This window comes from Cupriavidus sp. HE11 (assembly GCF_056097175.1).
This window is the reverse complement of the sequence record NZ_CP184465.1, coordinates 2,082,531-2,107,383: the sequence shown is the minus strand read 5'-3', so window position 1 is coordinate 2,107,383 and position 24,853 is coordinate 2,082,531. Positions and strand designations below refer to the sequence as shown.

20 protein-coding genes and 1 pseudogene are annotated in these 24,853 nt (G+C 68.3%); 12 read left to right on the top strand and 9 right to left on the bottom strand.

What is annotated here, in order from left to right:
* Positions 1-64 precede the first annotated feature (64 nt).
* Complete coding sequence (locus ACOABP_RS26820) at positions 65-931, bottom strand: LysR substrate-binding domain-containing protein (RefSeq protein WP_066741463.1); 867 nt, start codon at positions 929-931, stop codon at positions 65-67.
* 125 nt (positions 932-1,056) lie between these two features.
* On the opposite strand from ACOABP_RS26820, the gene ACOABP_RS26815 reads away from it, so the two are divergent.
* From ACOABP_RS26815 to ACOABP_RS26780, 8 genes are all read left to right on the top strand, one after another.
* A complete protein-coding gene (locus tag ACOABP_RS26815; RefSeq protein WP_474228753.1) occupies positions 1,057-1,644 on the top strand; it encodes a cysteine dioxygenase family protein in 588 nt (195 codons plus the stop codon).
* Positions 1,645-1,746: 102 nt separating this feature from the next.
* Entirely contained in the window at positions 1,747-3,360 is a 1,614-nt protein-coding gene (locus ACOABP_RS26810; RefSeq protein WP_474228752.1) for a rhodanese-like domain-containing protein, read from the top strand.
* 54 nt (positions 3,361-3,414) lie between these two features.
* Positions 3,415-4,431 carry a Bug family tripartite tricarboxylate transporter substrate binding protein gene (locus ACOABP_RS26805; RefSeq protein WP_474228751.1) on the top strand — a complete coding sequence of 339 codons (1,017 nt, stop codon included), beginning with the start codon at positions 3,415-3,417 and terminating at the stop codon, positions 4,429-4,431.
* A 58-nt stretch (positions 4,432-4,489) separates the two neighbouring features.
* Positions 4,490-5,704 carry a cystathionine beta-lyase gene (metC, locus tag ACOABP_RS26800; RefSeq protein WP_474228749.1) on the top strand — a complete coding sequence of 405 codons (1,215 nt, stop codon included), beginning with the start codon at positions 4,490-4,492 and terminating at the stop codon, positions 5,702-5,704.
* Complete coding sequence (locus tag ACOABP_RS26795) at positions 5,688-6,701, top strand: M14 family metallopeptidase (RefSeq protein WP_474228748.1); 1,014 nt, start codon at positions 5,688-5,690, stop codon at positions 6,699-6,701. The genes metC and ACOABP_RS26795 overlap by 17 nt, the downstream gene beginning before the upstream one ends.
* A 505-nt stretch (positions 6,702-7,206) precedes the next feature.
* The gene (locus ACOABP_RS26790; protein ID WP_474228747.1) at positions 7,207-8,166 is read left to right on the top strand and encodes a Bug family tripartite tricarboxylate transporter substrate binding protein; all 960 of its coding nucleotides are present in this window, start codon (positions 7,207-7,209) and stop codon (positions 8,164-8,166) included.
* A 4-nt stretch (positions 8,167-8,170) separates the two neighbouring features.
* Entirely contained in the window at positions 8,171-10,417 is a 2,247-nt protein-coding gene (locus ACOABP_RS26785; RefSeq protein WP_474228745.1) for a molybdopterin-dependent oxidoreductase, read from the top strand.
* Between the two features lie 153 nt (positions 10,418-10,570).
* On the top strand, positions 10,571-10,903 hold the full coding sequence (locus ACOABP_RS26780) for a 2TM domain-containing protein (RefSeq protein WP_474228743.1): 333 nt from the start codon (positions 10,571-10,573) through the stop codon (positions 10,901-10,903).
* A 23-nt stretch (positions 10,904-10,926) separates the two neighbouring features.
* On the opposite strand, the pseudogene ACOABP_RS26775 reads toward ACOABP_RS26780, so the two are convergent.
* The 6 genes and pseudogenes from ACOABP_RS26775 to ACOABP_RS26750 all read right to left on the bottom strand — a co-directional run bounded on the left by ACOABP_RS26775 (position 10,927) and on the right by ACOABP_RS26750 (position 17,043).
* Positions 10,927-11,687: pseudogene (locus ACOABP_RS26775) on the bottom strand (LytR/AlgR family response regulator transcription factor).
* Complete coding sequence (locus tag ACOABP_RS26770) at positions 11,684-12,544, bottom strand: sensor histidine kinase (protein ID WP_474230567.1); 861 nt, start codon at positions 12,542-12,544, stop codon at positions 11,684-11,686. Before ACOABP_RS26770 ends, ACOABP_RS26775 begins: the two are co-directional and overlap by 4 nt.
* Before the next feature lie 219 nt (positions 12,545-12,763).
* A complete protein-coding gene (rhmD, locus tag ACOABP_RS26765) occupies positions 12,764-13,951 on the bottom strand; it encodes an L-rhamnonate dehydratase (protein ID WP_474228742.1) in 1,188 nt (395 codons plus the stop codon).
* 24 nt (positions 13,952-13,975) lie between these two features.
* Positions 13,976-15,313: an MFS transporter gene (locus tag ACOABP_RS26760; protein WP_474228741.1), complete on the bottom strand. Its 1,338-nt coding sequence runs from the start codon at positions 15,311-15,313 to the stop codon at positions 13,976-13,978.
* A gap of 117 nt (positions 15,314-15,430) precedes the next feature.
* On the bottom strand, positions 15,431-16,183 hold the full coding sequence (locus ACOABP_RS26755; RefSeq protein ID WP_474228740.1) for an SDR family NAD(P)-dependent oxidoreductase: 753 nt from the start codon (positions 16,181-16,183) through the stop codon (positions 15,431-15,433).
* Positions 16,180-17,043 (bottom strand): fumarylacetoacetate hydrolase family protein, encoded by an 864-nt coding sequence (locus tag ACOABP_RS26750; RefSeq protein ID WP_474228739.1) that lies wholly within the window; start codon positions 17,041-17,043, stop codon positions 16,180-16,182. Before ACOABP_RS26750 ends, ACOABP_RS26755 begins: the two co-directional genes overlap by 4 nt.
* Before the next feature lie 127 nt (positions 17,044-17,170).
* Between ACOABP_RS26750 and ACOABP_RS26745 the strand changes: the two genes are divergently transcribed.
* Positions 17,171-18,139 carry a LysR family transcriptional regulator gene (locus ACOABP_RS26745; protein WP_474228737.1) on the top strand — a complete coding sequence of 323 codons (969 nt, stop codon included), beginning with the start codon at positions 17,171-17,173 and terminating at the stop codon, positions 18,137-18,139.
* Here the strand turns inward: ACOABP_RS26745 and ACOABP_RS26740 are convergent.
* The gene (locus tag ACOABP_RS26740) at positions 18,136-19,413 is read right to left on the bottom strand and encodes an NAD(P)/FAD-dependent oxidoreductase (protein ID WP_474228735.1); all 1,278 of its coding nucleotides are present in this window, start codon (positions 19,411-19,413) and stop codon (positions 18,136-18,138) included. The genes ACOABP_RS26745 and ACOABP_RS26740 overlap by 4 nt on opposite strands.
* A complete protein-coding gene (locus tag ACOABP_RS26735; RefSeq protein ID WP_474228734.1) occupies positions 19,410-20,468 on the bottom strand; it encodes a LysR substrate-binding domain-containing protein in 1,059 nt (352 codons plus the stop codon). The genes ACOABP_RS26740 and ACOABP_RS26735 overlap by 4 nt, the downstream gene beginning before the upstream one ends.
* Before the next feature lie 144 nt (positions 20,469-20,612).
* Between ACOABP_RS26735 and ACOABP_RS26730 the strand changes: the two genes are divergently transcribed.
* From ACOABP_RS26730 to ACOABP_RS26720, 3 genes are all read left to right on the top strand, one after another.
* Positions 20,613-21,638, top strand: a complete 1,026-nt coding sequence (locus tag ACOABP_RS26730) for a tripartite tricarboxylate transporter substrate binding protein (protein WP_066741499.1) — start codon at positions 20,613-20,615, stop codon at positions 21,636-21,638.
* A gap of 22 nt (positions 21,639-21,660) precedes the next feature.
* Entirely contained in the window at positions 21,661-23,184 is a 1,524-nt protein-coding gene (locus ACOABP_RS26725; RefSeq protein ID WP_474228733.1) for a UxaA family hydrolase, read from the top strand.
* Positions 23,185-23,356: 172 nt separating this feature from the next.
* Positions 23,357-24,826 (top strand): NAD-dependent succinate-semialdehyde dehydrogenase, encoded by a 1,470-nt coding sequence (locus tag ACOABP_RS26720; protein WP_474228732.1) that lies wholly within the window; start codon positions 23,357-23,359, stop codon positions 24,824-24,826.
* Positions 24,827-24,853 lie beyond the last annotated feature (27 nt).

Below are 24,853 nucleotides of genomic sequence, written 5' to 3'. Positions count from 1 at the left end.
CGCGCCCTACGATTTCGTCTTTGCCCGATCGGGAAGATTGGGATGTTCGCGGCAGCCGCCGGCGTCAGGCGCTGGCCAGCCCGCGCTGCAACGCCGTTTTGAGCATCGAGAAGACATGTCGTGCCACAGGATTGACCGCATTGGGACGCGCCCACAGGTAGTACGTGACATCGGGCAGCCGTGGCAGGCCATCGCTTTCGCCCAGGATGCGCATGTCGGCCTGCAACAAATCGATGCTGCGAGCCGTGATGCCCAGCCCACCGCGCAACGCTGCCTTGATACCAATCAGGCTCGGGGCCAGATAGGCGATGCGCCATGGCACGCCGGCCTGCGTCAGCGCCTCCAGCGACAGCTTGCGGAACAGGCTCGGCTCGTCGGCCAGGATCAGCGGCACCGGCGTCCCACGTTCGTAGACGAAGTCGGCCGCACAGACCCAGATGGTTGGCGTGGTGCGCAGCACGATGCCTTCGAGCGCGCTGTCCTCGCGCGTGGAAACCGTCAGGTCGATCTCGCCGCGCCGCAGCGACTCCATCAGGAACGGGCTGCGGCCGACATGGATTTCGAGCCGCAAGGCCGGCGACGACCGCGCGATATGCGACAGCAGCACCGGCAGGATGGTATCGGCCACGTCATGCGGTGCACCAATGCGCAGCGAGCCGGTCAGGTCGCCTTCGCGCAGCACCCGCAGCGCCTCGTCGTTGGTGCTGAGCAGTTGCCGGGCGTATTCGAGCAGCTTCTTGCCATGCCGCGTGAACTGCTTGCTGCGCCCCTGGCGCTCGAACAGCGGCAGGTCCAGTTGCTCTTCCAGCCGCTGCATCTGCTGGGTGACGGCCGATTGCGTGCGCTGCACGGCCTCGGCCGCCGCCCCGAACGTGTCGTGATCGGCAATGGCGACCAGCGTGCGCAACAGGTCGAGGTCAAGGTTTCGCATTCATTAGCAGCGCTAATGGATTTTCGTCGCGCATTAAGTGGTTTTCAGGACAGGTGTTCATTACAGTGAAACACGAAGCACCGTTCTACCCCCGAAAAACAGAGATTGCAAGGATTGATCGCACCATGTCCCTCGCAGCACAGCGCCAGTCCGCCGTTGGCGACACTATCGAATCCATTAGAAACATTGTAGACAAGGGCGGCGTTACCCGCGCCAGCCTGGCCGAAGTGCTACCCCTCGTGGAAGAACTGGCGGCCCGGTCCGAACTGTGGAATGAAGCCGACTATCCGCCGCCCGAGGCCAACGAGCGCCAGGCGCGCTACCTGATCGCCGAAGATCCGAACCAGACCTACGCGCTGTACCTGAACGTGATGCGGCCCGGCAAGCGCATTCCGCCGCATAACCACACCACCTGGGCCTGCGTGGCCGGCGTCAGCGGCGTGGAATTCAACGACGTCTACGTGCGCACCGACGACGGCAGCCAGCCCGACGTGGGCACGCTCGAACATTCGCACACGGTGGAAGTGGGCCCGCGCAACGGCATCGCCCTGCTGCCCGACGACATCCATTCCGTGGAAATCCGTGGCGACGCCGTCATCCGCCACCTGCACATGTACGGCCGCGCGCTGGAAACACTGACGGAACGGCTGACGTTCGACCTCGAGACCGGACGCTGCCAGATCATGAACGTGGGCGTACAGACCCGCCGCTAGACCACAGCCTGACCGGGGCCGCTGCGCGCCCCATCGACTCCCGAGATCCAGACCGATTCCTCGCTGCTGCAGCGAGGACGGCCCCCTTTTTGCCCAAATTTCATGACCCAGCCCACCTACACCGCCGTCGACGCCGTCACCCTGAAGGGCTGGCTGCACGATGCCGACGAAATCGCGCTGTTCGACGTCCGCGAGCACGGCCAGTATGGCGAGGGCCATCCGTTCTATGCCGTGCCGATGCCCTACAGCCGGCTGGAGCTCGATGTCGGCCGCCTGGCCCCGCGCACCGATGCGCGCATCGTGCTGGCCGATGACGGCGACGGCGTGGCGCAGGCCGCAGCCACGGCGCTGGCATCGCTTGGCTATACCAGCGTGTTCGTGCTCGACGGCGGCATGCCGGCCTGGCGCGAGGCCGGCTACACGCTGTTTGCAGGCGTGAACGTCCCGTCGAAGACCTTTGGCGAACTGGCCGAGCACCACTACCACACGCCGCGCGTCACCGCGCAGGAACTGGCCGCAATGCAGGCCGGCCCGCAGGCGCCCGTGGTACTCGACGGACGCCCCGCCAGCGAATTCCGCAAGATGAATATTCCGGGCGCGATCTGCTGCCCCAACGGCGAACTCGCCTATCGCCTGCGCGACCTGGTGCCCGACAGCGCCACCCCGATCGTCATCAACTGCGCGGGCCGCACGCGCAGCATCATCGGGGCCCAGTCGCTGATCAACTTCGGCGTCACCAACCCGGTCTACGCGCTCGAAAACGGCACGCAGGGCTGGTACCTGAACGATTTCACGCTCGAACACGGCGGCACCGCGCGCTATCCGGACAACGGCCTGCCGCAGCAAATCGACACCGCCCGCAATGCCGCCCAGGCGCTGACGCAGCGCTTCGACGTGCCGCACATCGACGCCGCACAGGCCAGGGCCTGGCTGACCGACACGGCACGCACCACGTTCCTGTGCGACGTGCGTACCGCCGAGGAATTCGCCGTCCAGACGCTGCCCGGCGCGCAGCACACGCCCGGCGGCCAGCTGATGCAGGCCACCGACCAGTATGTCGGCATCCGCCGCGCGCGACTGGTGCTGTTCGATGCCGAAGGCGTGCGCGCCACCGTGGTAGCCAGCTGGCTGCGCCAGATGGGCCACGACGCCGTGGTGCTGGACGGCGGCCTGCAGGCCGGTCTGGCTGCCGGCGTGCGCGCGGCCCGGGGGCCGGCGCATGAAGTGACCGCACTGCCGGCCGTATCCGACGCGCAACTGGTGGCCGGCCTGGAAGCGAAGTCGATGCTGGCGCTGGACCTGCGCGGCAGCATGGCCTACCGGGCCGGGCACGTCGCCGGCGCGCGCTGGTCCACCCGGGCACGCCTGGCGCAGGACCTGCGCGGCGTGCCGCACGACACCACGCTCGTGCTGATCGGCGATGCCGATGGCGACGACCCCGCCGAACTGGCCGTCGCGGATCTGCGCGCGCTGGGCTACCGCGCCCTGCGCCGGTTGCAGGGCGGCTTCCCGGCCTGGCGCGATGCCGGCCATGCCGTGCGCCAGGGCGCCGACACGCTGCCCGACGCGCACTGCATCGACTATCTGTTTTTCGTGCATGACCGCCACGACGGCAACAAGGCCGCCGCGCGCCAGTACCTGGCCTGGGAAACCGGCCTGATCGCCCAGCTCGACGCGCAGGAACTGGCCACGTTCCGCTTCCCGCCCGCCGGCTGATTACCCCCCAGCCATCCCACTATCCACCTGCCAAAGAAGAACGAGGTCGCCCCCATGTCCCGTCCGATGTCATCACGCCTGTCGTCACGTCTTGCGCAGTACCTGGTTGCCGCATCCACCGTCACGCTGTCCGCCGCCGCGCCGGCGCAACAGCCCGTGGCGCCCGTCAACGGATTTCCGTCGCAGCCGCTGCGCATCGTGTCGCCGTTCCCGGCCGGCGGCGGCAACGATGCCGTGACCCGCGTAGTGGCCACGCGCCTGTCGCAGGTGCTGGGCCAGAGCGCCGTGACCGACAATCGCGGCGGCGCGGGCGGCAACATCGGCACGCGCTACGTGGCCGAGGCCAAGCCGGATGGCTATACGGTGCTGACCTCGCAGGTATCGATCATGGCGGTCAACCCGACCCTGTATCGCGCGCCCGGCTTCGATCCGGTCAGGCAGTTCATCCCGGTCACGCAGATCAACGCGGCGCCGCTGGCGATCGTGGTATCGGCCAACGCCCCGTGGAAGACGTTCGAGGAACTCGCCACGCAGGCCAGGGCGCAGCCGAACAAGATCACGTTTGCCACACCCGGCAACGGCACGCTGTCACACCTGGTGGGCGTGGTGCTCGACAAGGACAGCCATGTGGCGCTTCAGCATGTGCCCTACAAGGGCGCGGGCCCGGCCATCAACGACCTGCTCGGCGGGCAGGTCGACGTGCTGATCACGTCCACGTCGTCGGTGTCCGGTTTCATCCAGACCGGCCGCATGCGTGCGCTGGCCGTCACCAGCCCGCGCCGTCTCGGGGTATTCACCAAGGTGCCCACGCTTGAAGAACTGGGCTATCGCAATGCACGCTTCGAGGACTGGTACGGCTTCTTCGTACCGGCCGGCACGTCGCCGGAACGCGTTGCGCTGCTGAACCGCGCCATGGTGCAGGTGCTGCAGATGCCTGATGTGGTGAAAACCATCAACGAAGGCGGCAGCGACGTGGTCGCCAACAGCTCCGAGGCATTTGCCGCCCAGATGAAGCAGGACATCGCCCGCTGGTCGCAGATCGTCAAGCTGTCCGGCGCGCACGTGGACTGAAGCAGGCACGCGCCTTGCGACACCCTCATACAACATGCGCCAACCCACAGGCCAGCCAATGACGAAAGCGCTCCCCACACGCCTTGCCCATGCCGGACGCACCGCGTCCGTGCCCGGCGGACAGCCGGTCAACCCGCCCGTGGTGCGTGCCAGCACCGTGCTGTTCGACTCCGTCGCGCAGCAGCGCGAGATGCGCGCCCGGCGCGACACCGAGCGGCTGTTCACCTACGGCGCGCGTGGCAATCCCACCAACTTCGCGCTCGAAGACATGGTGACCACGCTCGAAGGCGGCTATCGCACGCGGCTGTTTCCGTCGGGCCTGGCCGCGGCCGCGATGACGATCCTGGCCTACGTGCGCCCCGGCCAGCACGTGCTGCTGCCCGATTGCGTCTACGAGCCGGTACGCAACCTCGCCAATGGGTTCCTGCGCCAGCACGGCATCGCGGCCGACTTCTATGCTGCCGATGGTTCCGACCTGGACGCGAAGCTGCGCCCCGAGACGCGCCTGGTCTATGTGGAGGCGCCCGGCTCGCTGGCCTATGAAATGTGCGACCTGCCCGCACTGGCCGCCCGCGCCCATGCGCACGGCGCGCTCGTGGCGGCGGACAACACATGGGGCTCGGGCATGCTGTACCGCCCGCTGACGCTTGGCGCCGATATCTCGCTGATGGCCGCCACCAAGTACCTGGGCGGCCATTCCGACGTCATGATGGGCACGGTCTGCACCACCGAGGCCGCATGGCAGCCGCTGGCGACCATGGCCGATGCCTTCGGCATGACCGTCAGCCCCGACGATGCCTATCTGGTGCAGCGCGGCATCCGCTCGCTCGGTGCGCGCCTGGCGCAGCACCAGGCCAGCGCGCTGGCCGTGGCGCAGTGGCTGCTCGACCGCCCCGAGGTGGCCGATGTCTTCTGCCCCGCCCTGCCGCACGATCCCAATCACGCGTTGTGGCAGCGCGACTGCCATGGCACCAACGGCCTGCTGTCGTTCACGCTGCGCTCGCAGGCACCGGTTGCGCCCGAACGCCTTGTCGACAGCCTGCAGCTGTTCGGCATCGGCGCCTCGTGGGGCGGCTTCGAAAGCCTGGCCGTACTGGCCGACATGCGGCGCGCGCGCAGCATCACGGACTGGTCGCGGCACGGCACCGTGATCCGCCTGCATATCGGCCTGGAAGCCGTGCCCGACCTGCTGGCGGACCTGGACCAGGCGTTCGCCGCCATTGCCCATCTCGACTCGACAGAAAAGGACACTTCCCATGCCCATCATCGGTGACTGGCTGCGCCAGCAATCCGGCCCCGCCCGCACCAGCGGCCAGTTGCCCGTTGGCTCGATGGCCTCGGGCATGTCCGTCACGCTGCCCTACGTGGCCGTGCGTGGTGCGCAGCCAGGCCGCACGCTCTGGCTGCACGGCCAGGTGCATGGCGACGAGATCAACGGCATGGTGGCGGCCCTGCGCTTTGCGCGCAGCCTGGACCCCGCCACCATGCGCGGCAACGTGGTGGTGACGCCCACGGGCAATCCACAGGCGCTCGACGCAAGGCGCAAGCGCAATCCGTATGACGAACTGGACCTGGACCAGACCTATCCGGGCAATGCCGGCGGCCTGGTATCCGAACGGCTGGCCCATGCATTGATGAGCGAGGTGCGCGGCGTGGCCGACGTGCTCATCAACCTGCATACGATGAATCCGCTGTTCGATGCGCGCCCCTACACGGTCTACAAGGTCCACCCAGGCAGCAGCGTGACCGAAGCCGATGTGCTGGCCGCCATGGCACCGTTTCACCCGCACGTGGCCTGCCAGCAGGACGTGGGCGGCAAGGGCGAGCTGCCCGGCAATATCGCCGGCGCGCTCGACTATCAGTGCCTGGCCGCCGGGGTCTGCGCATTCATGCTCGAACTGGGCAGCGGCAGCCGCTTCGAGGCCGACAATATCGCCGTGGCCGAGACCGGCTTCCACACGCTGGCCGTGCAGATGGGCATTCTCGACGGCCCACCGGCCAGGCCCGCCGCAACCACACTGCGCCGCGTGACCCGGCGCGGCTGGATTACCGCCGATGACGGCGGCCTGTTCATTCCCGCCGCACGCGCTGGCGACAAGGTCGGCGAAGGCGCATCGATTGGCGACACGCTCAAGCTCGACGCCTCGCTCACGCCCGTCAGGCCGCTCACGCGCGACGGCGTGCTGATCGGCCTGCGCAGCGACCCCGTGGTCCATACCGGCGAACGCCTGGCGTTCGTGGCGTGGGAATGGGACACGGTATCGATCTGAACCTGTCGATCCGGCATGACAACGGCCTGCCCTCTCCCCCGCCCCTCTCCCGTGAACGGGAGAGGGGAGAAAACCAGGGGCGCGAATGCTCCAGTTCGCGCCCCTCTCCCGCCCGCGGAACAGGAGAGCAAACCCACGGCGACTCGACCGCTTCCGGTTCGCTCCCCTCTCCCGCCTGCGGAACAGGAGAGCAAACCCACGGCGACTCGACCGCTTCCGGTTCGCTCCCCTTTCCCGCCCGCGGAACAGGAGAGCAAACCCACGGCGACTCGACCGCTTCCGGTTCGCTCCCATCTCCCGCCTGCGGGAGAGGAGAGCAAAGCCACGGCGACTCGACTGCTTCCAGTTCGCTCCCCTCTCCGCCCGCGGAACAGGAGAGCAAACCCACGGCGACTCGACCGCTTCCGGTTCGCTCCCCTCTCCCGCCTGCGGGAGAGGGGCCGGGAGAGAGGGCGAGCGCCAGAACGCCTTACCAAGCCTCAAGCAAGACCATCGGAGTCTCACCATGTTCGCCCGCCGCGCCCTCGTTCTCAGCCTCGCCCTACTCACACCCCTGGCCCACGCGGCCTGGCCCGATTCATCGAAACCGATCCGCGTGGTAGTCGGCTTCCCGCCCGGGGGCGGTGCCGACGCGCTGGCGCGCGCCATTGCCCCGGCGCTGTCGGACCAGCTCAAGGCCAACGTCATCATCGACAACCGGCCCGGCGCGGGCGGCCTGATCGCCACGGACCTGGTCGCCAAGTCCGCGCCCGATGGCTACACGCTCTACATCGCCACCCCGGGATCGTTCACGATCTGGCCGAACCTGCGCAAGCTCGCCTATGACCCGCAGAAGGACTTCGCGCCGGTCAGCGTGCTGGTAACCATGCCCAACGTGCTGGTCACGGGTGCCGACACACCGTACAAGGACGTGCAGGGCCTGCTGGCGGCCGTGCGCAGCGCGAACGGCAAGTTCTCGTACGCGTCGGGCGGCAACGGCACGATCGGCCAGATCGCGGCCGAGCAGTTCAAGATGCTGGCCGGCGTGCAGATGCAGCATGTGCCGTACAAGGGCACCACCCCGGCGCTCACCGACGTGATGGGCGGCGTGGTGCCGATCACGTTCTCCGATCCGTCTGCCAAGCCGCTGATTGCCTCGGGCAAGCTCCGCGTGCTGGCGGTGACCACCGCCAAACGCTCACCGCAGTTTCCCGGCGTGCCGACCGTGGCCGAGGCCGGCGTGCCGGGCTATGACGTCACCAACTGGTACGGCCTCGTCGCGCCGGCCGGCACCCCGACCGACGTCGTCACGCAGCTGAACAAGGCGCTGGTCAAGGTCATGGCCGACCCGGACATCCGCCATCGCCTGGCCGTATCGGGCATGGATGCCACCTCCGACACGCCGCAGCAGTTCGCCAAACTGCTCGATAGCGAACGCGCCAAGTGGGGCGACCTGATCCGCAAGGCCGGCATCCAGGGCGACTGATACCGTGACCGTCCGCCGCTACCCGCAACTGGCGCACTGGGGCGCCTTCACGGCCGTCGTCGACGATGGCAGGCTGATCCGCTGCGAACCGTTCGCGGCCGATCCAAACCCGTCGCCGCTGCTCGATTCGATCGTGCCGATGGTCTACTCGCCCACGCGCATCCGCACGCCGATGGTGCGGCGCGGCTGGCTGGCGCAGCGCGAGGCCAGCGACGGCCATGCGCGCGGCCGCGACGATTTCGTCGCGGTTTCGTGGGACGTGGCACTCGACCTGGTGGCCGGCGAGATCCAGCGCGCGCGTGCCGAACACGGCCCGTCGGGTGTGTTCGGCGGCTCCTACGGCTGGTCATCGGCCGGGCGGCTGCATCACGCACGCTCGCTGATCCGCCGCTTTCATTTCACCGGCGGCGGCTGCGTCGACCAGGTTGGCAACTACAGCTGGGGCACCGCGCAGTTCCTGCTGCCGCACGTGATCGGCACCGACCGGCCCCTGACGGGCCGTGTCACCGTCTGGCCCAGCCTGATCGCCAACACCGAAGTCTTTGTCGCGTTCGGCGGACTGGCGCTGAAGAACGGCCAGGTGTCGTCGGGCGGCGCGGCCGAGCATACGCAGGAACAGTGGCTGCGCAAGCTGGCGGCCAGCGGCGCCACGGTCATCAATATCAGCCCCACGCGCGACGATTGCCCCGAATTCCTCGGTGCCGAATGGATTCCGATCCGGCCGAACACCGATGTGGCACTGATGCTGGCGCTGGCCTACGAATTGCGCCGCACCGGCTCGCATGACGCCGCGTTCCTGCAGTCGCACTGCAGCGGCTGGGCCGAACTGGAAGCCTACCTGCTGGGCAGCGCCGACGGCGAGCCGAAGACGCCCGCCTGGGCGGCTGCCATCACCGGCATTCCGGCCGCGCGCATCGTGCAACTGGCCGCCCAGCTGGCGGGCAAGCGCAGCTACATCACCTGCAGCTTCGCGGTGCAGCGCCAGCATCGTGGCGAACAGCCGTACTGGATGGCCATAGCACTGGCTGCCATGCTGGGGCAGATCGGCCTGCCGGGCGGCGGCTTCGGCTTCGGGCACGGATCGATGAACGGCGTGGGCAACCCGCGCGTTGCCACGCCGGGGCCGGAAATGCCGGTTGGCCGCAATCCCGCCAACCTCGACATCCCCTGCGCGCGGCTGTCGGACATGCTGCTGAATCCGGGCACCGCCTACCGGTTCAAGGGCGAAACGCGGCACTATCCGGATATCAGGCTGGTCCACTGGGCAGGCGGCAATCCGTTCCATCACCATCAGCAGCTTGCGCGGCTGCGCCAGGCATGGGCGCGGCCGCAGACGGTGATCGTGCAGGACATCTGCTGGACGGCCACCGCGCGCCATGCCGATATCGTGCTGCCGGTGACCACCGCGCTCGAACGCAACGATATCGGTGGCTCGTCACGCGACCGCTACGTGCTGGCGATGCACCAGGCCATCGCGCCATTGCATCAGGCCCGCAGCGATCTCGATATCTTCGGCGACCTGTCCGACCGTCTGGGCTATCGCGAGGCCTTCACCGAAGGCCTCGACGAACGTGGCTGGATCGCGTCGATCTACGCGCGCTGCCGCGACGCCCAGGCACGCGCGGGTATCGAACTGCCGCCGTTCGACCAGTTCTGGCGCAGCGGCCATGTGGCCCTGCCCGCGCCGACCGAGGATTTCGTGCTGTTCGACGATTTCCGGCACGATCCGCAGGCCCACCCGCTGCGCACGCCGAGCGGACGCATCGAGCTTGCCAGCCCCACCCTCGGCGCGCTGTCCGACGACTGCGGCACCCATCCGAACTGGCAGCCGCCCGTCGAATGGCTGGGCGCGGCCGAGGCACAGCGCCACCCGCTGCACCTGGTATCGGTGCAGCCGGCCGACCGGCTCCACAGCCAGCTTGACGCAGCCCCGCTGGCCCAGTCGGGCAAGGTGGCCGGCGCGGAACGGATCACGCTGCATCCGGCCGATGCGGCCGCGCGCGGCCTGCATCCGGGCATGCGGGTGCGCGTGCACAATGCGCGTGGCGCGATTGCCGCAGGGCTGGCGGTGAGCGACGGCGTGGCACCCGGCGTGGCGATGATCGCCACCGGCGCCTGGTACGACCCCGATGCCGGCGGCGTGGACCGCGCCGGTGCCGCCAACACGCTGACGCTGGACATCGGCACATCGGACCTGACCCAGGGGCCGAACGCGATGAGCTGCCTGGTGGAGGTGTCGCGGGAGGCATAGGCTGCCGCAAGCCCCCCGTCACTCGCGCCGCCTCGCCGTCGTTGGCGACAGGTTGCCGTCGGTTCGGCACCTGCCCCTGGCAAGTGCGTCCGCCGTGGCTTATACCTGTCACATCGCAACGACATTCGAGACGAGGACAGAGCCATGCGACACATGCATCCCCCCTTCCCCAACGCCAGCGCCGACGACGCCCAGGCCTGGGCCTACTGGCGTGCCCGCCGCATGGTGCGGGCGCTGCGTGGCTGGTATATCCACCTGCTGATCTACGTGGTGGTGAACAGCTGGCTCTGGCTGCGCTTCTTCTATTTCCCCTCCCCGTCGTGGTCGCACTACGCCACCACGGGCTGGCCGTGGCCGCTGACCACCACGCTGGCATGGGGGCTGGGACTGGGTGTGCATGGCATCCTGGTCTGGACGCGCCTGTCGCGCTGGGGTCGCGACTGGGAGACGCGCAAGATCCAGGAATTCATGAACCGGCAGCAGTGACCGGCGGGCCCCAGGCCCGGGGCCTACATCTGCCTGAACTTGTGCACGTAGGCGCGCGATACCGGCAGCTCGGTGTCGCTGCCGCGCATCCGCACGAACAGGCGCCCCGAATCGTCGCGCCGCGTGCCGGCCACGTGTTCCATGTTGACGATGGTCGAGCGGTGCACCTGCCAGAAGACGTCGGGGTCCAGCCCGTCGATCAGTTCCTGCAGCGGCGTGCGGATCAGGTGTTCGCCGTCCTGTGTGTGGACCACCACGTACTTGTCGTCGCTCTGGAAATACAGCACGTCCTGGATCGGCACATGGCTGGTAGTGTTGCCCCGGCTCGCGCGCACCCAGCGTAGCGGCCCGGCGCCTTCCGCGCGCGGCTGGCCCCGTGTCAGCTGGCCCAGCAGCTGCGCCAGTTCGGGCAGCGGGGTCGACTCCCGAAAGGCCTTGCGCAGCCTTTCGATCGTGCGGCCCAGCCGCTCGTCGGTAACCGGCTTGACCAGATAGTCGACGGCGGCACGCTCGAATGCGTCCAGCGCGAACTCGTCGTAGGCGGTGACAAACACCAGGCGCGTGTCGGTCTCGATGCCCTGCGCCACTTCCAGCCCCGACAGGCCCGGCATCTTGATATCGAGAAAGGCCACGGCGGGGCCAGCCGGGCGATGGCCTCGGCCGCTTCCAGGCCGTTGGCGGCCTCTGCCACGATGTCCAGTTCGGGCCACAGCCGGGCCAGCTTGCCGCGCAGGTGCGCACGCAGGTGTTCCTCGTCGTCGGCAATCAACGCGGTGGGCTTCATGCGGGGTCTCCGTTCCGGAAGGCGCGTGGCAGCGGGATGTCGATCAGCACGGCGGTGCCGGGCGAGCGGTCTTCGATACGGACGTGGGCGTCGCCGTCATACAGCACCGTCAGCCGCTCGCGCAGGTTGGACAGCCCCACCCCGGCGTTGCCGCCCGGCCGGAAGCCCATGCCGTCGTCCTCGATCGTCGCCAGCATGCGCGGCCCGCGCCGCTCCAGCCGCACCAGCAGGCGGCCGCCCTCCACCTTCGGCTCCAGCCCGTGCTTGACGGCGTTCTCCACCACGGGCTGCAGCAGCATCGGCGACAGCGGCACGGTGTCCAGCGATGCATCGACGTCCACCGTGTACTGCAGGCGCTCGCCCATGCGGATCTTGATCAGCGCCAGGTAGTCGCGCAGCAGCATGGCCTCCTGCGCCACGGTGCCCTGAGTGGCGCGGCTGGCCGCCAGCGATGCCCGCAAATACGCGATGAAGTGTTCGAGCATCAGCGTGGCTTTCTGCGGCGCGGGCTCGATCAGGCTCACCACGTTGGCGAGCGTGTTGAACAGGAAGTGCGGCTCGATCTGGGCCTGCAGCAGCCGCATCTGGGCTTCCACCAGCTGCTTTTCGGTGGATAGCGTGCGCACCTGGTCGCGCGCCATGAACTCGGCAATCTTGCGCTCTTCCCAGCCCCGGCCCAGCAGGCCGACCCGGCTCCAGGTCATGATGCCGTGCACGGCCAGGCCCATGCCCCAGCCCATCAGCGGCGCGCGCACCCACGGCCGCTCGGGCGACGTCACCAGGTTGATGACGATCAGCAGCGCGTTGACCCCCACGTAGAGCATTGCGTGCATGTAGAAGAAGCGCAGCGCCCGCACGCGGCGGCGCGCGTCCTGATAGGCGCGCTGGTCGGCGGGGGTACGCCAGAGGTCTGGATCGACGGAACGCAAGGTGGAATCCGGGCGGGCGTGGAGTTGCCGCGAGATTACCACCGGCCCGGCAAGGCCGACACGGGAAAAGCGCGGATCGACAGGAATCCGGCGCCGCGCGTCGGCACGCGGCGCCAGTTGCAGGCGACGCCAGCGATCCGCCCCGGGCTACCGCGGAAACGGCCGGTGCAGGGGCAGCTCCGGATTCAGCCGCACGCCAAAGCCCGGCGCATCCAGCGCCGATGCCTTCATCCGCCCGTTCACGGGCACCGGCTCGTCCAGCAGTTGGGGATCGAACATCGGCACGATCTGGTCGGCGCCCGGCGACATGTTCAGGAATTCGGCAAACGGGCTGTTATGGCGCGTGATGACGAAGTGGTAGCTGTAGACCGACGACCCGTGCGGCACCACGAGCTTGCCGTGGGCGTCGGCCAGCGCCGAGATGCGGATCAGCTCGGTGATGCCGCCGCACCAGCCCACGTCGGGCTGGATGATGTCGCAGCAGCCCATTTCCAGCAGCATCCTGAAGCCCCAGCGCGTGGCCTCGTGCTCGCCGGTGGTCACCAGCATGCCGCGCGGCACGTTGCGGCGCAGTTCGGCATAGCCCCAGTAGTCGTCGGGCGGCAGCGCTTCCTCGATCCATTTCAGGCCGAAGTCGTGATACGCCGTTTGCGCCAGGCGCGTGGCGTATTCCACGTCGAGGCTCATCCAGCAGTCATACATGAGCCAGAAGTCCGGGCCGCACGCCTCGCGCATCTGGCCCAGCAGTTTTAGGTTCCGGCGCAGGCCCGCCTCGCCTTCGGCCGGGCCGTGGTGCAACGGCAGCTTGCCGCCGATAAAGCCCTGCTTCTTCGCAAGATCGGGGCGCGCGCCGGTCATGTAGAACTGCAGCTCGTCGCGCACCGGGCCGCCCAGCAACGCATGCACGGGCTCGCGGCGCACCTTTGCCAGCAGGTCCCACAGCGCCAGGTCGACACCCGAGATCGTATTCAGCACGATGCCCTTGCGGCCGTAGTACAGCGTGGCGTTGAACATCTGGTCCCAGATCTTCTCGATATCGGTGACCTTCTGGCCCTCGATAAACCGCGCCAGGTGCTTCTCGACGATCCAGCAGCCCAGCTCGCCACCGGTGGTCACGGCAAACCCCACCGTGCCGTCACTGGCCTCGATCTCCACCACCAGCGTACCCAGCACGTTGATACCGAAGCTCTGCCGGCTGCGGCGGTATTCGGGGTACTTCGCCATCGGCGTGGCAATGTGGTCGTCGATCCAGTGGCCGGCGCCCTGGTCGTGATAGTCGGCGCCGGCGCCGCGCAGCGTGAAGGCACGGACGTGCCGGATGGTAGGCATGCTCATCTTGCGGTGCTCCAGGAATCGGGATCAGGAAAATTGGCGATGGGTGGACGCCTGCGCCCCTGCCTGCGCCTGCGCCGGCTGCGCGCCGCGCAGCCCCAGGAACAGCAGCCCACCCACCACGGTAATCGCGGCCAGCAGGTTCATGCCCGCCGTGTGCGACGCAAACGCCTGCTCGGCCCACGTCTTGATATTCGGTGCGACAAAGCCGCCCAGCGCGCCCAGCGAGTTGATCAGCGCAATGCCGCCGGCCGCCGCCGCCCCACCGAGGTAGCCAGTGGGAAACGTCCAGAACAGTGGCTGCACGGCGATAAAGCCGGCCGCCGCGAAGCACAGCGCCACCAGCGCCACCAGCGCCAGCAGCGACGACGACGTATGCACGGACAGCGCGATACCCGCCGCCGACACCACCAGCGTGCCCAGCGCCAGCCGCGCATGGTTGCCGTGCCGCTCGGCCAGGCGCGGCAGCACGTAGGCCGCCGCCAGCGCGCACACCCACGGGATGGCCGTGACCAGCCCCACCTCGAAGCCCACCTTCCTGCCCAGCAGCGCCGCCACCTGGGTCGGCAGGTAGAACACCACGCCGTACACGCTGGCCTGGATCAGGAAGTAGATCAGCGCCAGGAACAACACCCGTCCGTTGCCCAGCGCATGCAGCACCGTGCTGGGGCCGTGGGCGGCCTTGAACTGCTCCTCGCTTTCGATGGCCTGGGCCAGCGTCTCGCGCTCGTCGGCGGTGAGCCAGCGCGCATCGCGCGGATCGTTGTCGAGATACCAGTAGGCCCACACGCCCACCGCGCTCGCCAGCAGCCCTTCCACCAGGAACAGCCACTGCCAGCCTCTCAGGCCCAGCGCACCGTCGAATTCGAGCAGCAGGCCCGACAGCGGGCTGCCGAAGATAAAGGCCAGCGGCGCGCCGAAGTAGAACAGCCCCATGACCCGCGTGCGCGAGCTGGCCGGGAACCACTTGGTCAGGTAGTAGATCACGCCCGGGAAGAAGCCTGCTTCGGCCACGCCCAGCAGGAAACGCAGCACGTAGAAGCCGGTCTCGCTGTGCACGAGCATCAGCGCAGCCGACACCACACCCCACGTCACCATGATGCGGCACATCCAGATCCGCGCGCCCACGCGATGCATGATCAGGTTGCTGGGCACCTCCAGCAGTGCGTAACCGATAAAGAACACCCCGGCGCCGAGCGCGAACATCGCGTCGGAAATGCCGGTATCGAGCTGGAACGCCTTCTTGGCAAAGCCGATGTTGGCGCGGTCCAGGAATGCCAGCACGTACATCAGCAGCAGGAACGGCACCAGGCGCGCGATGGCCTTGGCCGTGACGGACGCCAGGTCCGGACGGGTGGAATTCATGACGAGTGTCTCCTCTGCGCCGGGGCCGGGCCATCAGCAAGACGCCGGGCCGTGCGCATGGGTTGAGGTAGCCGCCCCGGGATGCTTGCCCCGGGGTCTGTGCCGCAGGAACTTCGCTTAGTACGTGGCGCGTCCGCCCGACAGGTCGAACACCGCGCCCGCGCTGAAGGCACAGTCCTCGGTCGTCAGCCAGGCGATCATCGAGGCGGCCTCTTCCACTTCCAGGAAGCGGCCCATCGGGATCTTCGACAGCATGAAGGCGATATGCTGCTCGCTCATCGAATCGAAGATCGGTGTGCGGGCAGCGGCCGGCGTCACGGCGTTCACCAGCACGCCGCTCTGGGCCAGTTCCTTGCCCAGCGACTTGGTCAGGCCGATCACGCCCGCCTTCGACGCGCTGTAGTGCGACGCATTAGGGTTGCCCTCCTTGCCGGCCACCGACGCGATATTGACGATGCGCCCGAACTTGCGCGCCATCATGTGCGGCACCACGGACCGGCACGTCAGGTAGCTGCCAATCAGGTTCACCTCGATCACGCGCCGCCAGACGGCAGGGTCCAGCTCCCACGTGGTGGCGTTGCCGCCGGTAATGCCGGCGCTGTTGACCAGGGCATCGATATGGCCGAGCTTCTGGATCGTCGTTTGCGCGGCCTTGTCGACGGCGGTCTCGTCGGTCAGTTCCACGACCTCGCCGGTGACCTGCCCCAGCTTGGACAGCGCCTCGCAGGCCTTGACCAGCTGCGCCTCGTTGACGTCCCACAGCGACACCACGGCGCCCGAACGCAGCATCCGTTCGGCCACGGCATGGCCGATGCCCTGCGCGCCACCGGTAATCACGGCCACGCGGCCCTTCAGGTCGAGCTGGTTCATTGCTGGTCTCCCACGTTGGCTGCCACGGTTCGCTGCTGCTGTTCGCCCAGCCCGGTAATGCCCAGGCGCATGGTCTGCCCCACCGTCAGGTACACCGGATGCGGCTTCTGCCCCAGGCCCACGCCGGGGGGCGTGCCCGTCGAAATCACGTCGCCGGGCTGCAGGCTCATGAACTGGCTGATATAGGACACCACGGTCGGCACGTCGAAGATCATCGTGCGCGTGTTGCCGTGCTGATAGCGCCTGCCATCCACTTCCAGCCACATCTCCAGGGCCTGGGCGTCGGGTACCTCGTCGCGCGTGACCAGCCACGGGCCCATCGGGCCGAACGTGTCGCAGCCCTTGCCCTTGTCCCACTGGCCGCCGCGCTCAAGCTGGTAGGCACGTTCCGAGACGTCGTTGACGATGCAGTAGCCGGCCACATAGTCCAGCGCATCGGCCTTCGACACATAGCGCGCGGTCTTGCCGATCACCACGCCGAGTTCCACTTCCCAATCCACCTTCTCGGCGCGCGGCGGAATCTCCACGTCGTCGTCCGGCCCCACGATTGCGCTGGTGGCCTTCATGAACAGCACCGGCTCGGTGGGAATCGGCATGCCCGATTCGGCGGCGTGGTCGGAGTAGTTCAGGCCCACGCAGATCATCTTGCCCACGCCGCCCACGCAGGCGCCGATGCGTGGGGCGCCTTCCACCAGCGGCAGCAATGCCGGGTCCAGGGCGGCCAGCCGGGCCAGGGTATCGGGGGAAAGGGTGGCGCCGGTGATGTCGGGCACGTGGGCCGAGAGGTCGCGCAAGCGTCCCTGGGCATCGATCAGGCCGGGCCGTTCCTGGCCGGCGGCGCCGTAGCGAATCAGCTTCATCTTGTCTCCTGTCTTTATGGTGATGGGGTGAGAAGCGTCCGTTGCACTGTAAGCCGGCAGGCTATATCGTTCCAATCAATTTATAAGAGCGAGCAATTCCATTCTGGAATCGCCAAGGAGACACCGCATGTCACTGACACGCCGCCTGGTGAACCGGCTGAAACTCAAGCACTGGGCACTGCTGAGTGCGCTGGCCGACACTCCCACGCTGAACCAGGCCGCCGCGCTGATCAACGTCACCCAGCCCTCGGCCACCAAGATGCTGGCCGATATCGAACAGGCATTCGGATTTGCGATCTTCGAGCGTCACGCACGCGGCATGCGGCCCACCGCGCTGGGCCTTGAAGTGGTGACATATGCCCGGCACACGCAGGCCAGCCTTGACCGCTTTCTGGAGGATATGGAGATGCGCCGCCGGGGCGGCCACGGGCACCTGGTCTTCGGCGCGATCATGGGTGCCGCGCCCGACCTGGTGGCGGCGGCCGTGGCCGACATCAAGCGCGAGCGGCCGCGCCTGGGCGTACGCATCCTGGGCGAGACCAGCGACCAGATCGGCGTGCTGCTGGAACGGCACGAGATCGAACTGGCGGTGGGCCGCTTTGCCGGCCCGCTCGACCACAACAAGTTCGACTTCAGCGCGCTGTCCGACGAACCGCTGCGTATCGTGGTACGCAGCGGGCATCCGCTATCCGGACGCGATCCGGCGAAGTTGGGCTGGGACGAACTGGTGCGCTGGCCCTGGGTGCTGCAGACCCTGACCAGCCCGGCGCGGCTGATGCTGGAAGACCAGTTCGCGCAGGCCCAGGTGTCCACGCCGCAGGACGTGATCGAGTGCTCGTCGATCTTTGCCACGCTGCAATTGCTGCAATCGGGCGACGCCATTGCGATGCTGCCCGAATCGGTGGTGCGCGATCACGTCCGGGCGTCGCTGCTCGCGACGCTGCCCGTGGATGTCGGGCAGGACATGAAGGCATTCGGCATCCTGACCCGCAAGAACGAGGCGCTGTCAGACGTGGCGACGGCGTTCGTCGGCCACCTGCAGGTGCGGGCCCGGTCGAAGTCCAGGGCTGCCCAGGAAGCCCAGGCTGCCGGCTAGCGGGCAGCCTGGCGGCCGAAGCGGCGCGGATCGTACGGCGCGGGGTCCACGTACGGCGTTTCGCGGTCGAACAGTTCACCCAGCAGCCGCGCCGTGGCCGGCCCCAGGGTCAGGCCCTGGTGGCCATGGCCGAAGTGGAACCACAGGTTGGCATGGCGCGGCGCACGCCCCACCACCGGGCGCATGTCCGCGATGCAGGGGCGTGCGCCCATCCACGGCTGCGCTTCCACCGGCTGGCCCAGACGCACCAGATCGCCAGCCAGCATTTCGGCGCGCACCGACTGCACCGGCGTGGGCGGCGATTCATGATGCGCGAACTCGGCACCCGTGGTCAGCCGCAGGCCCTGGCGCATCGGCGCCAGCAGGATGCCGTTTTCGGCGTCCAGCAGCGGCCTGTCCGGCATGGCGTCCACCTGATAGTGGCGGTGGTAGCCACGCTTGACGAACAACGGCAACCGGTATTCCAGCCGGCGCGTCAGCCCCGCCGCCCAGGGTCCCAGCGCGATCACCGCATGCTCGGCCTCCACGGCGCCGTCGCGCGTGCGCACGGTCCAGCCGCTGCCCGACTGGCGCAGCGTATCGGCATCGCCTTGCAGGAACACCCCGCCCTCGCGTTCGAACAGGGCCGCGTAGCGCGCCACCAGTTCGCCGGGGTCGCTGACCGTCCACGGGTCCTGCCAATGCACCGCACCCGCCATCGGACGTTGCAGCACCGGCTCGGCGGCGGCCAGCGCCGCGCTGTCCAGAATCGCGTGCCGCAGGTCGTGCGCGGCCGCCACGGTGTTGGCCTCCTTTGCCGCCGCGTCGAACGCGGCCGGGGTCCGGTACGCTTCGAGCCAGCCCGACTTGCGGACCAGGTCCTGCGCACCGGCGCGCTCGATCAGTGGCGCGTGCTCGTCGATGCAGTGGCGAATCAGCGCCGCGTACGCGCTGACCGTCGCCATGTAGCGTTCCGGCGCCGATGCGTGCCAGTAGCGCGCCAGCGAAGGCACCAGCGACGGCAGCGCGCGCAGGTGGTAATGCACGTCGTTGCCGCGCCGGGCCGCCACGCGCAGGATGGCCTGCCAGGCGCGCGGAAACGCGTACGGCTGCACCGCCTCGCGCTGGATGATGCCGGCGTTGCCGTACGAGGTCTCGCGACCCGGCGCCTTGCGGTCGATCAGGCATACGGCATGGCCGCGCTGTTGCAGCGCCAGCGCCGTGGCAACGCCGACGATGCCGGCACCCAGCACAACGACTTCGGTCTGGCGGGACGTTCTGGAAGCTTCTGTCATGAGGTCTTGCTTGCGGATTTGGCGGTCTTGCGCGTGCGGGCGCCCTTGCCGGCGCTGCGGGAGCTGCCAGTGCCGCCATTGGTGTCGTTGGTGTCGTTGGTGTCGGTATTGCGGTGTGCCATGTCGATCTCGCGGGCCGTCTCGCGCAGGCACTCGGACAGTTCGGCCACGCTCGGCGGCAACCGGCGGTCGCGCAGCGTGATGATGCCCACCGGCGGCAGATCCACTGCCACGGCCATGCCCAGCACATGGAATCGCCCTTCGGCCTGCAACTGACGGCCCACCGAGCCGGCGACAAAGCCCACCGCCTGCCGCTGCGCCACGAACGTGGTGACGGCCAGGTACGACGACGACTCGATCACATCGGCCGGGGGCTGCTGCCCATGGCGAAAGAACGCCTGCTCGATCTTGACCCGCAGCGACGCCCATGGCGGCGGCAGCACCAGCGGATGCCGGGCCAGGTCGGCCCAGTCCGGGCCGGCCTGGCGCGACAGCGGATGGCCGGCGGCCACGATGGCCACCATCGGGTCCTCGTAGAGCGCATCGGTAATCAGGTCGGGCGCCGCATAGGCGGGCTCCAGGCGGCCGACGATCACGTCCAGTTCCGACAACCGCAGGCGCGGCAGCAGGTGCGTGAGATCGCCCTCCTCGACCAGCACGGTCGCGCGCGGCGAGCGGTCCTTGAGGCGCGTTACCGCCTGGGCCAGCAGCACGGGCAGCGTCGCGCTCATCGACCCCACGCGCACGCGGCCCGCCGCGCCGCTGGCCACGGCCTCGATCTCGTCGCGCGTCACGTCGTACTGGGCCAGCACGGCGCGCGCAAAGCGCACCAGCGATTCGCCAGCCGGCGTGGGCTCCGTGCCGCGCGTGGAACGCGTGAACAGGGTCAGGCCCAGCATCTTCTCCACTTCGGCCAGCACCTTGGAAACCGCCGGCTGGCTGACCGACAGGAACTCGGCCGTGCGCCCCAGATGGCGAAACTCGTCCAGCGCCACCAGCAGTTGCAGGTGGCGAAGCTTGATATTGGAGCGGAAGGCCCGGTCGATATGCGCCATGGCAGCGAGTCTACCTAACCGGAAGGTTATGAAGCAATGCCAATTTTCTATTGGATGGTTATGTTCGGCGCGCCCACAATCGCTGCCAGAGCGGGTTGGCATCGAAGCCGGTCCGCGACCTAAAACAAGATCGGAGACATCCCCATGACGCAAGGTCTTCCCGCCAGCCTTTCGCGCCGCCGGCTTCTGCTGGGCAGCGCCGCCACCGCCGCCGTTGCCGCCACCGGCACGGCCAGCCTGCTTGTGCCGCGCATTGCACGTGCCGCTGGCGAATATCCCGACCGTCCCATCACGTTCATCTGCCCCTGGCCGGTGGGCGGCACGGCCGACCAGTCGATGCGGGCCCTGTGCCAGGTGGCGTCGGGGATTCTCAAGCAGTCGATCGTGGTGGAAAACCGCGCCGGGGCATCGGGCATGATCGGCACCAAGGCGCTGGCCCGCGCCAACCCCGATGGCTATACCATCGGCCAGATCCCGATTTCGGTCACGCGGTTCTCGCAGCTGGGCATGCTGCAGCTGGACCCGCGCACCGAACTGACCTATCTGGCGCGCACTTCGGGCCAGACCTTCGGCATCGCCGTGCCGGCCGGCTCGCGCTTCAAGACGCTGGCCGACGTGGTGGCCGAGGCCAAGGCCCATCCGGGAAAGATCACCTATGCGCATGCCGGCATCGGCGGCGCCACGCACGTGGGCATGGAGCAGTTCGCGCTGGCCGCCGGCGTGAAGTTCAACGCCATTGCCTACAAGGGCGGCTCGCAGGCGCTGCAGGACGTGCTTGCCAACCAGGTGGACCTGCTGGCCGATTCCAGCTCGTGGGCCCCGCACGTGGAAGCCGGCAAGCTGCGCCTGCTGGCTACGTGGGGCGAGCAGCGCACGCCGCGCTTCAAGGACACGCCCACGCTCAAGGAACTGGGCTACAACGTCGTGGTCGAGGCGCCCAACGGCATCGGCGCGCCCAAGGGCCTGCCGCCGGAGATCGAGAAGAAGCTGCGCGACGCATTCCGCGCCGCCGTGTCCAGCGCCGAATTCAAGACCGTGGCCGCGCGCATCGACGCGCCGATCATGTATCTGGACGGCCCCGACTACAAGAAGTACGTCGCCGAGGTCTACAGCCAGGAAACGCAGCTGATCCAGCGCCTGAAGCTCAAGGAAATGCTCGCGCAGAGCTAACCCGCCCCCGTATCTGTCAATCGTGACCCTGAACCCCGTCATTCGCCTGCACGCCAACGACAACGTCCTGATCGCCCGCGGCGACCTGGCGCTGGGCCAGCACCTGGAAGAACTGGGCGTGCGCGTGCGCGCCCAGGTGCCCGCCGGACACAAGATCGCCGCCCGTGCGATTGCGCGCGGCGAGCAGGTCAAGAAGTACGACACCGTGATCGGCGTGGCCGAGCGCGACATCGCCGCCGGCGAGCACGTGCACAGCCACAACCTCCGGCTCGTGGATTTCTATCGCGATCCGGCATTCGGGGCCGATGTCCGCCCCGTGGACTACGTACCCGAGGGCGAGCGGGCAAGGTTCATGGGCTACGTGCGGCCCGACGGCCGCGTGGGCACGCGCAACTTCGTCGGCATCCTGTCGTCGGTGAACTGCTCGGCCACGGTGATCAAGCACATCGCCGCGCACTTCACGAAGGAACGGCTGGCCGCCTATCCCAATGTCGATGGCGTGGTGGCGTTCGCGCAGAGCAGCGGCTGCGGCATGTCGTCGCCAAGCGAGCACTTCGACCTCCTGCGCCGCACCATCGCCGGCTATGCCCGGCATCCGAACCTGGCCGGCGTGCTGATCGTCGGCCTGGGCTGCGAGCGCAACCAGGTGACGTCGCTGGTGGAATCGCAGGGGCTGGTCCCCGGCGAGAACCTGCATACCCTGGTGATGCAGGACACGGGCGGCACGCGCGCCACGATCGAGGCCGGCATCCGCGCCGTCGAGGCCATGCTGCCGGCCGCCAATGCGTTCCAGCGCCAGCCCGTGAGCGCCAGCCATATCAAGATCGGCCTCGAATGCGGTGGCTCGGACGGCTTTTCCGGCATCACGGCCAACCCCGCGCTGGGCGCGGCCATGGATATCCTGGTGCGCCACGGCGGCACCGCGATCCTGTCGGAAACCCCGGAAATCCACGGCGTGGAATACATGCTCACGCGCCGCGCGGTAACGCCCGAGGTGGGCCAGAAGCTGCTGGACCGCCTGGCCTGGTGGGAGCGCTACACCGCCGGGCACAACGCGCAGTTCAACGGCGTGGTGGGCCACGGCAACCAGCAGGGCGGCCTGGCAAATATCTTCGAAAAGTCGCTCGGCTCGGCCATGAAGGGCGGCACCACGCCGCTGCAGGCCGTGTACGAATACGCGGAACCGATCGACCGCGCCGGCTTTGTCTTCATGGACTCGCCCGGCTACGACCCGGTGGCCGCCACGGGCCAGATCGCCAGCGGTGCCAACCTGATCTGCTTCACCACGGGGCGCGGCTCGATGTTTGGTTCCAAGCCGGCCCCGACGATCAAGCTGGCTTCGAATTCACCGATGTTCCGCCGGCTCGAAGAAGACATGGACATCAACTGCGGCCTGGTGCTCGATGGCGAACTGAGCGTGGCCCAGATGGGCGAACGGATCTTCGAACACATCCTGCGTGCCGCCTCCGGCGAGCCCACCAAGAGCGAACTGCTCGGGCTGGGCGATCATGAATTCGTGCCCTGGCATGTGGGGATCGTGAGCTAGGTCCTTCGCATACCAGACGCTTGCCCTCTCCCCCGGCCCCTCTCCCGTAATGCGGGAGAGGGAAGCATGCCGGCGGACTTCGAGCCATCCCGGTGCTGTCTCCCCCTCTCCGGTCCTGCGCGAGAGGGGCGGGAAAGAGAGCCAGCCTTTCAACATCCGACCACTCAAGCGCATGCTGACCACCCTCACCGACCCTACCCTGCTGCGTTCGCAGAACTTTATCGACCAGCAGTGGTGCGACAGCCGTGCCCGCCTGGAAGTGACCGACCCCGCCACCGGCCTGGTGATCGCCGACGTGCCGGACAGCGATGCCGCCGATGCCCGGCGCGCCGCCGATGCCGCCGCCGCGGCCTTTCCGGCCTGGAGCCGCCGCACCGCGCGCGACCGTGCCCAGATCATCAAGCGCTGGCATGCGCTGATCCTGGCCAACGAGCAGGACCTGGCCCGCATCATCTCCGCCGAGCAGGGCAAGCCGATGCACGAGAGCGTGGGCGAAGTGCGCTACGGGGCGTCGTATGTGGAATGGTTCGCCGAGGAAGCCACGCGCATCTGCGGCGATGTGGTGGCCGAAGCCGTGCCGGGCCGCAAGATGATCGTGCTGAAGGAGCCGGTGGGCGTGGTGGCCGCCATCACACCCTGGAATTTCCCGCTGGCGATGATCGCCCGCAAGATCGCCCCGGCGCTGGCCGCCGGCTGCACCGTGGTTGCCAAGCCCGCCGAGGACACCCCGCTGACCGCGCTGGCGCTGGTCCGCCTGGCGGAACGCGCAGGCCTGCCGCAAGGCGTGCTGAACATCGTCACGGCATCGCGCGCCAACACCCCGGCCGTGGTCGATGCATGGCTGGCCGATGCGCGCGTGCGCAAGATCACGTTCACCGGCTCCACGCCGGTAGGCAAGCACCTGGCCCGGGAATCGGCCGGCACGCTCAAGAAGCTGTCGCTGGAACTGGGCGGCAATGCCCCGTTCATCGTGTTCGACGATGCCGACCTCGACGCCGCCGTCGAAGGCCTGATGGCCGCCAAGTTCCGCAATGGCGGCCAGACCTGCGTGTGCCCGAACCGCGTCTACGTGCAGGCCGGCGTCCACGACGCCTTTGTCGAGAAGCTGGCCGCCCGCGTGGGCGCGCTGCATGTGGGCCCGGCCACCGAAGCCGCCGCCCAGATCGGCCCGATGATCAACGCCCGCGCCGTCGACAAGATCGACCGCCATGTGTGCGATGCCGTGGACCAGGGCGCCCGCGTGGTGGTGGGCGGGGAACGCGTGCGCACCGGCGACGGCCCGCACTACTACGCCCCGACCGTGCTGGTCGGCGCCACGCCCGTGATGGCGCTGGCGCACGAGGAAACGTTCGGCCCGGTGGCGCCGGTGTTCCGCTTCACCCACGAGGACGAGGTGATCCGCGACGCCAACGACACGCCGTTCGGGCTGGCCGCCTATTTCTATTCCAACGACGTGCGCCGCATCTGGCGCGTGGCGCAGGCACTGGAAACCGGCATCGTAGGCATCAACGAAGGCGCCCTGGCGTCCGAGGCGGCGCCGTTCGGCGGCGTCAAGGAATCGGGCTACGGCCGCGAGGGATCGCGCCATGGGCTTGACGATTACATGCATACCAAGTATCTGTGCCAGGGCCAGTTGAACTGACAACGCCCATCGAACCCCGTTCGACAC

Bases quoted from the DNA above. Each gene is read 5' to 3' on its own strand.
- ACOABP_RS26820 (WP_066741463.1), bottom strand. From the start codon at position 931: ATGCGAAACCTTGACCTCGACCTGTTGCGCACGCTGGTCGCCATTGCC.
- ACOABP_RS26815 (WP_474228753.1), top strand. From the start codon at position 1,057: ATGTCCCTCGCAGCACAGCGCCAGTCCGCCGTTGGCGACACTATCGAA.
- ACOABP_RS26810 (WP_474228752.1), top strand. From the start codon at position 1,747: ATGACCCAGCCCACCTACACCGCCGTCGACGCCGTCACCCTGAAGGGC.
- ACOABP_RS26805 (WP_474228751.1), top strand. From the start codon at position 3,415: ATGTCCCGTCCGATGTCATCACGCCTGTCGTCACGTCTTGCGCAGTAC.
- metC (WP_474228749.1), top strand. From the start codon at position 4,490: ATGACGAAAGCGCTCCCCACACGCCTTGCCCATGCCGGACGCACCGCG.
- ACOABP_RS26795 (WP_474228748.1), top strand. From the start codon at position 5,688: ATGCCCATCATCGGTGACTGGCTGCGCCAGCAATCCGGCCCCGCCCGC.
- ACOABP_RS26790 (WP_474228747.1), top strand. From the start codon at position 7,207: ATGTTCGCCCGCCGCGCCCTCGTTCTCAGCCTCGCCCTACTCACACCC.
- ACOABP_RS26780 (WP_474228743.1), top strand. From the start codon at position 10,571: ATGCATCCCCCCTTCCCCAACGCCAGCGCCGACGACGCCCAGGCCTGG.
- rhmD (WP_474228742.1), bottom strand. From the start codon at position 13,951: ATGAGCATGCCTACCATCCGGCACGTCCGTGCCTTCACGCTGCGCGGC.
- ACOABP_RS26760 (WP_474228741.1), bottom strand. From the start codon at position 15,313: ATGAATTCCACCCGTCCGGACCTGGCGTCCGTCACGGCCAAGGCCATC.
- ACOABP_RS26755 (WP_474228740.1), bottom strand. From the start codon at position 16,183: ATGAACCAGCTCGACCTGAAGGGCCGCGTGGCCGTGATTACCGGTGGC.
- ACOABP_RS26750 (WP_474228739.1), bottom strand. From the start codon at position 17,043: ATGAAGCTGATTCGCTACGGCGCCGCCGGCCAGGAACGGCCCGGCCTG.
- ACOABP_RS26745 (WP_474228737.1), top strand. From the start codon at position 17,171: ATGTCACTGACACGCCGCCTGGTGAACCGGCTGAAACTCAAGCACTGG.
- ACOABP_RS26740 (WP_474228735.1), bottom strand. From the start codon at position 19,413: ATGACAGAAGCTTCCAGAACGTCCCGCCAGACCGAAGTCGTTGTGCTG.
- ACOABP_RS26735 (WP_474228734.1), bottom strand. From the start codon at position 20,468: ATGGCGCATATCGACCGGGCCTTCCGCTCCAATATCAAGCTTCGCCAC.
- ACOABP_RS26730 (WP_066741499.1), top strand. From the start codon at position 20,613: ATGACGCAAGGTCTTCCCGCCAGCCTTTCGCGCCGCCGGCTTCTGCTG.
- ACOABP_RS26720 (WP_474228732.1), top strand. From the start codon at position 23,357: ATGCTGACCACCCTCACCGACCCTACCCTGCTGCGTTCGCAGAACTTT.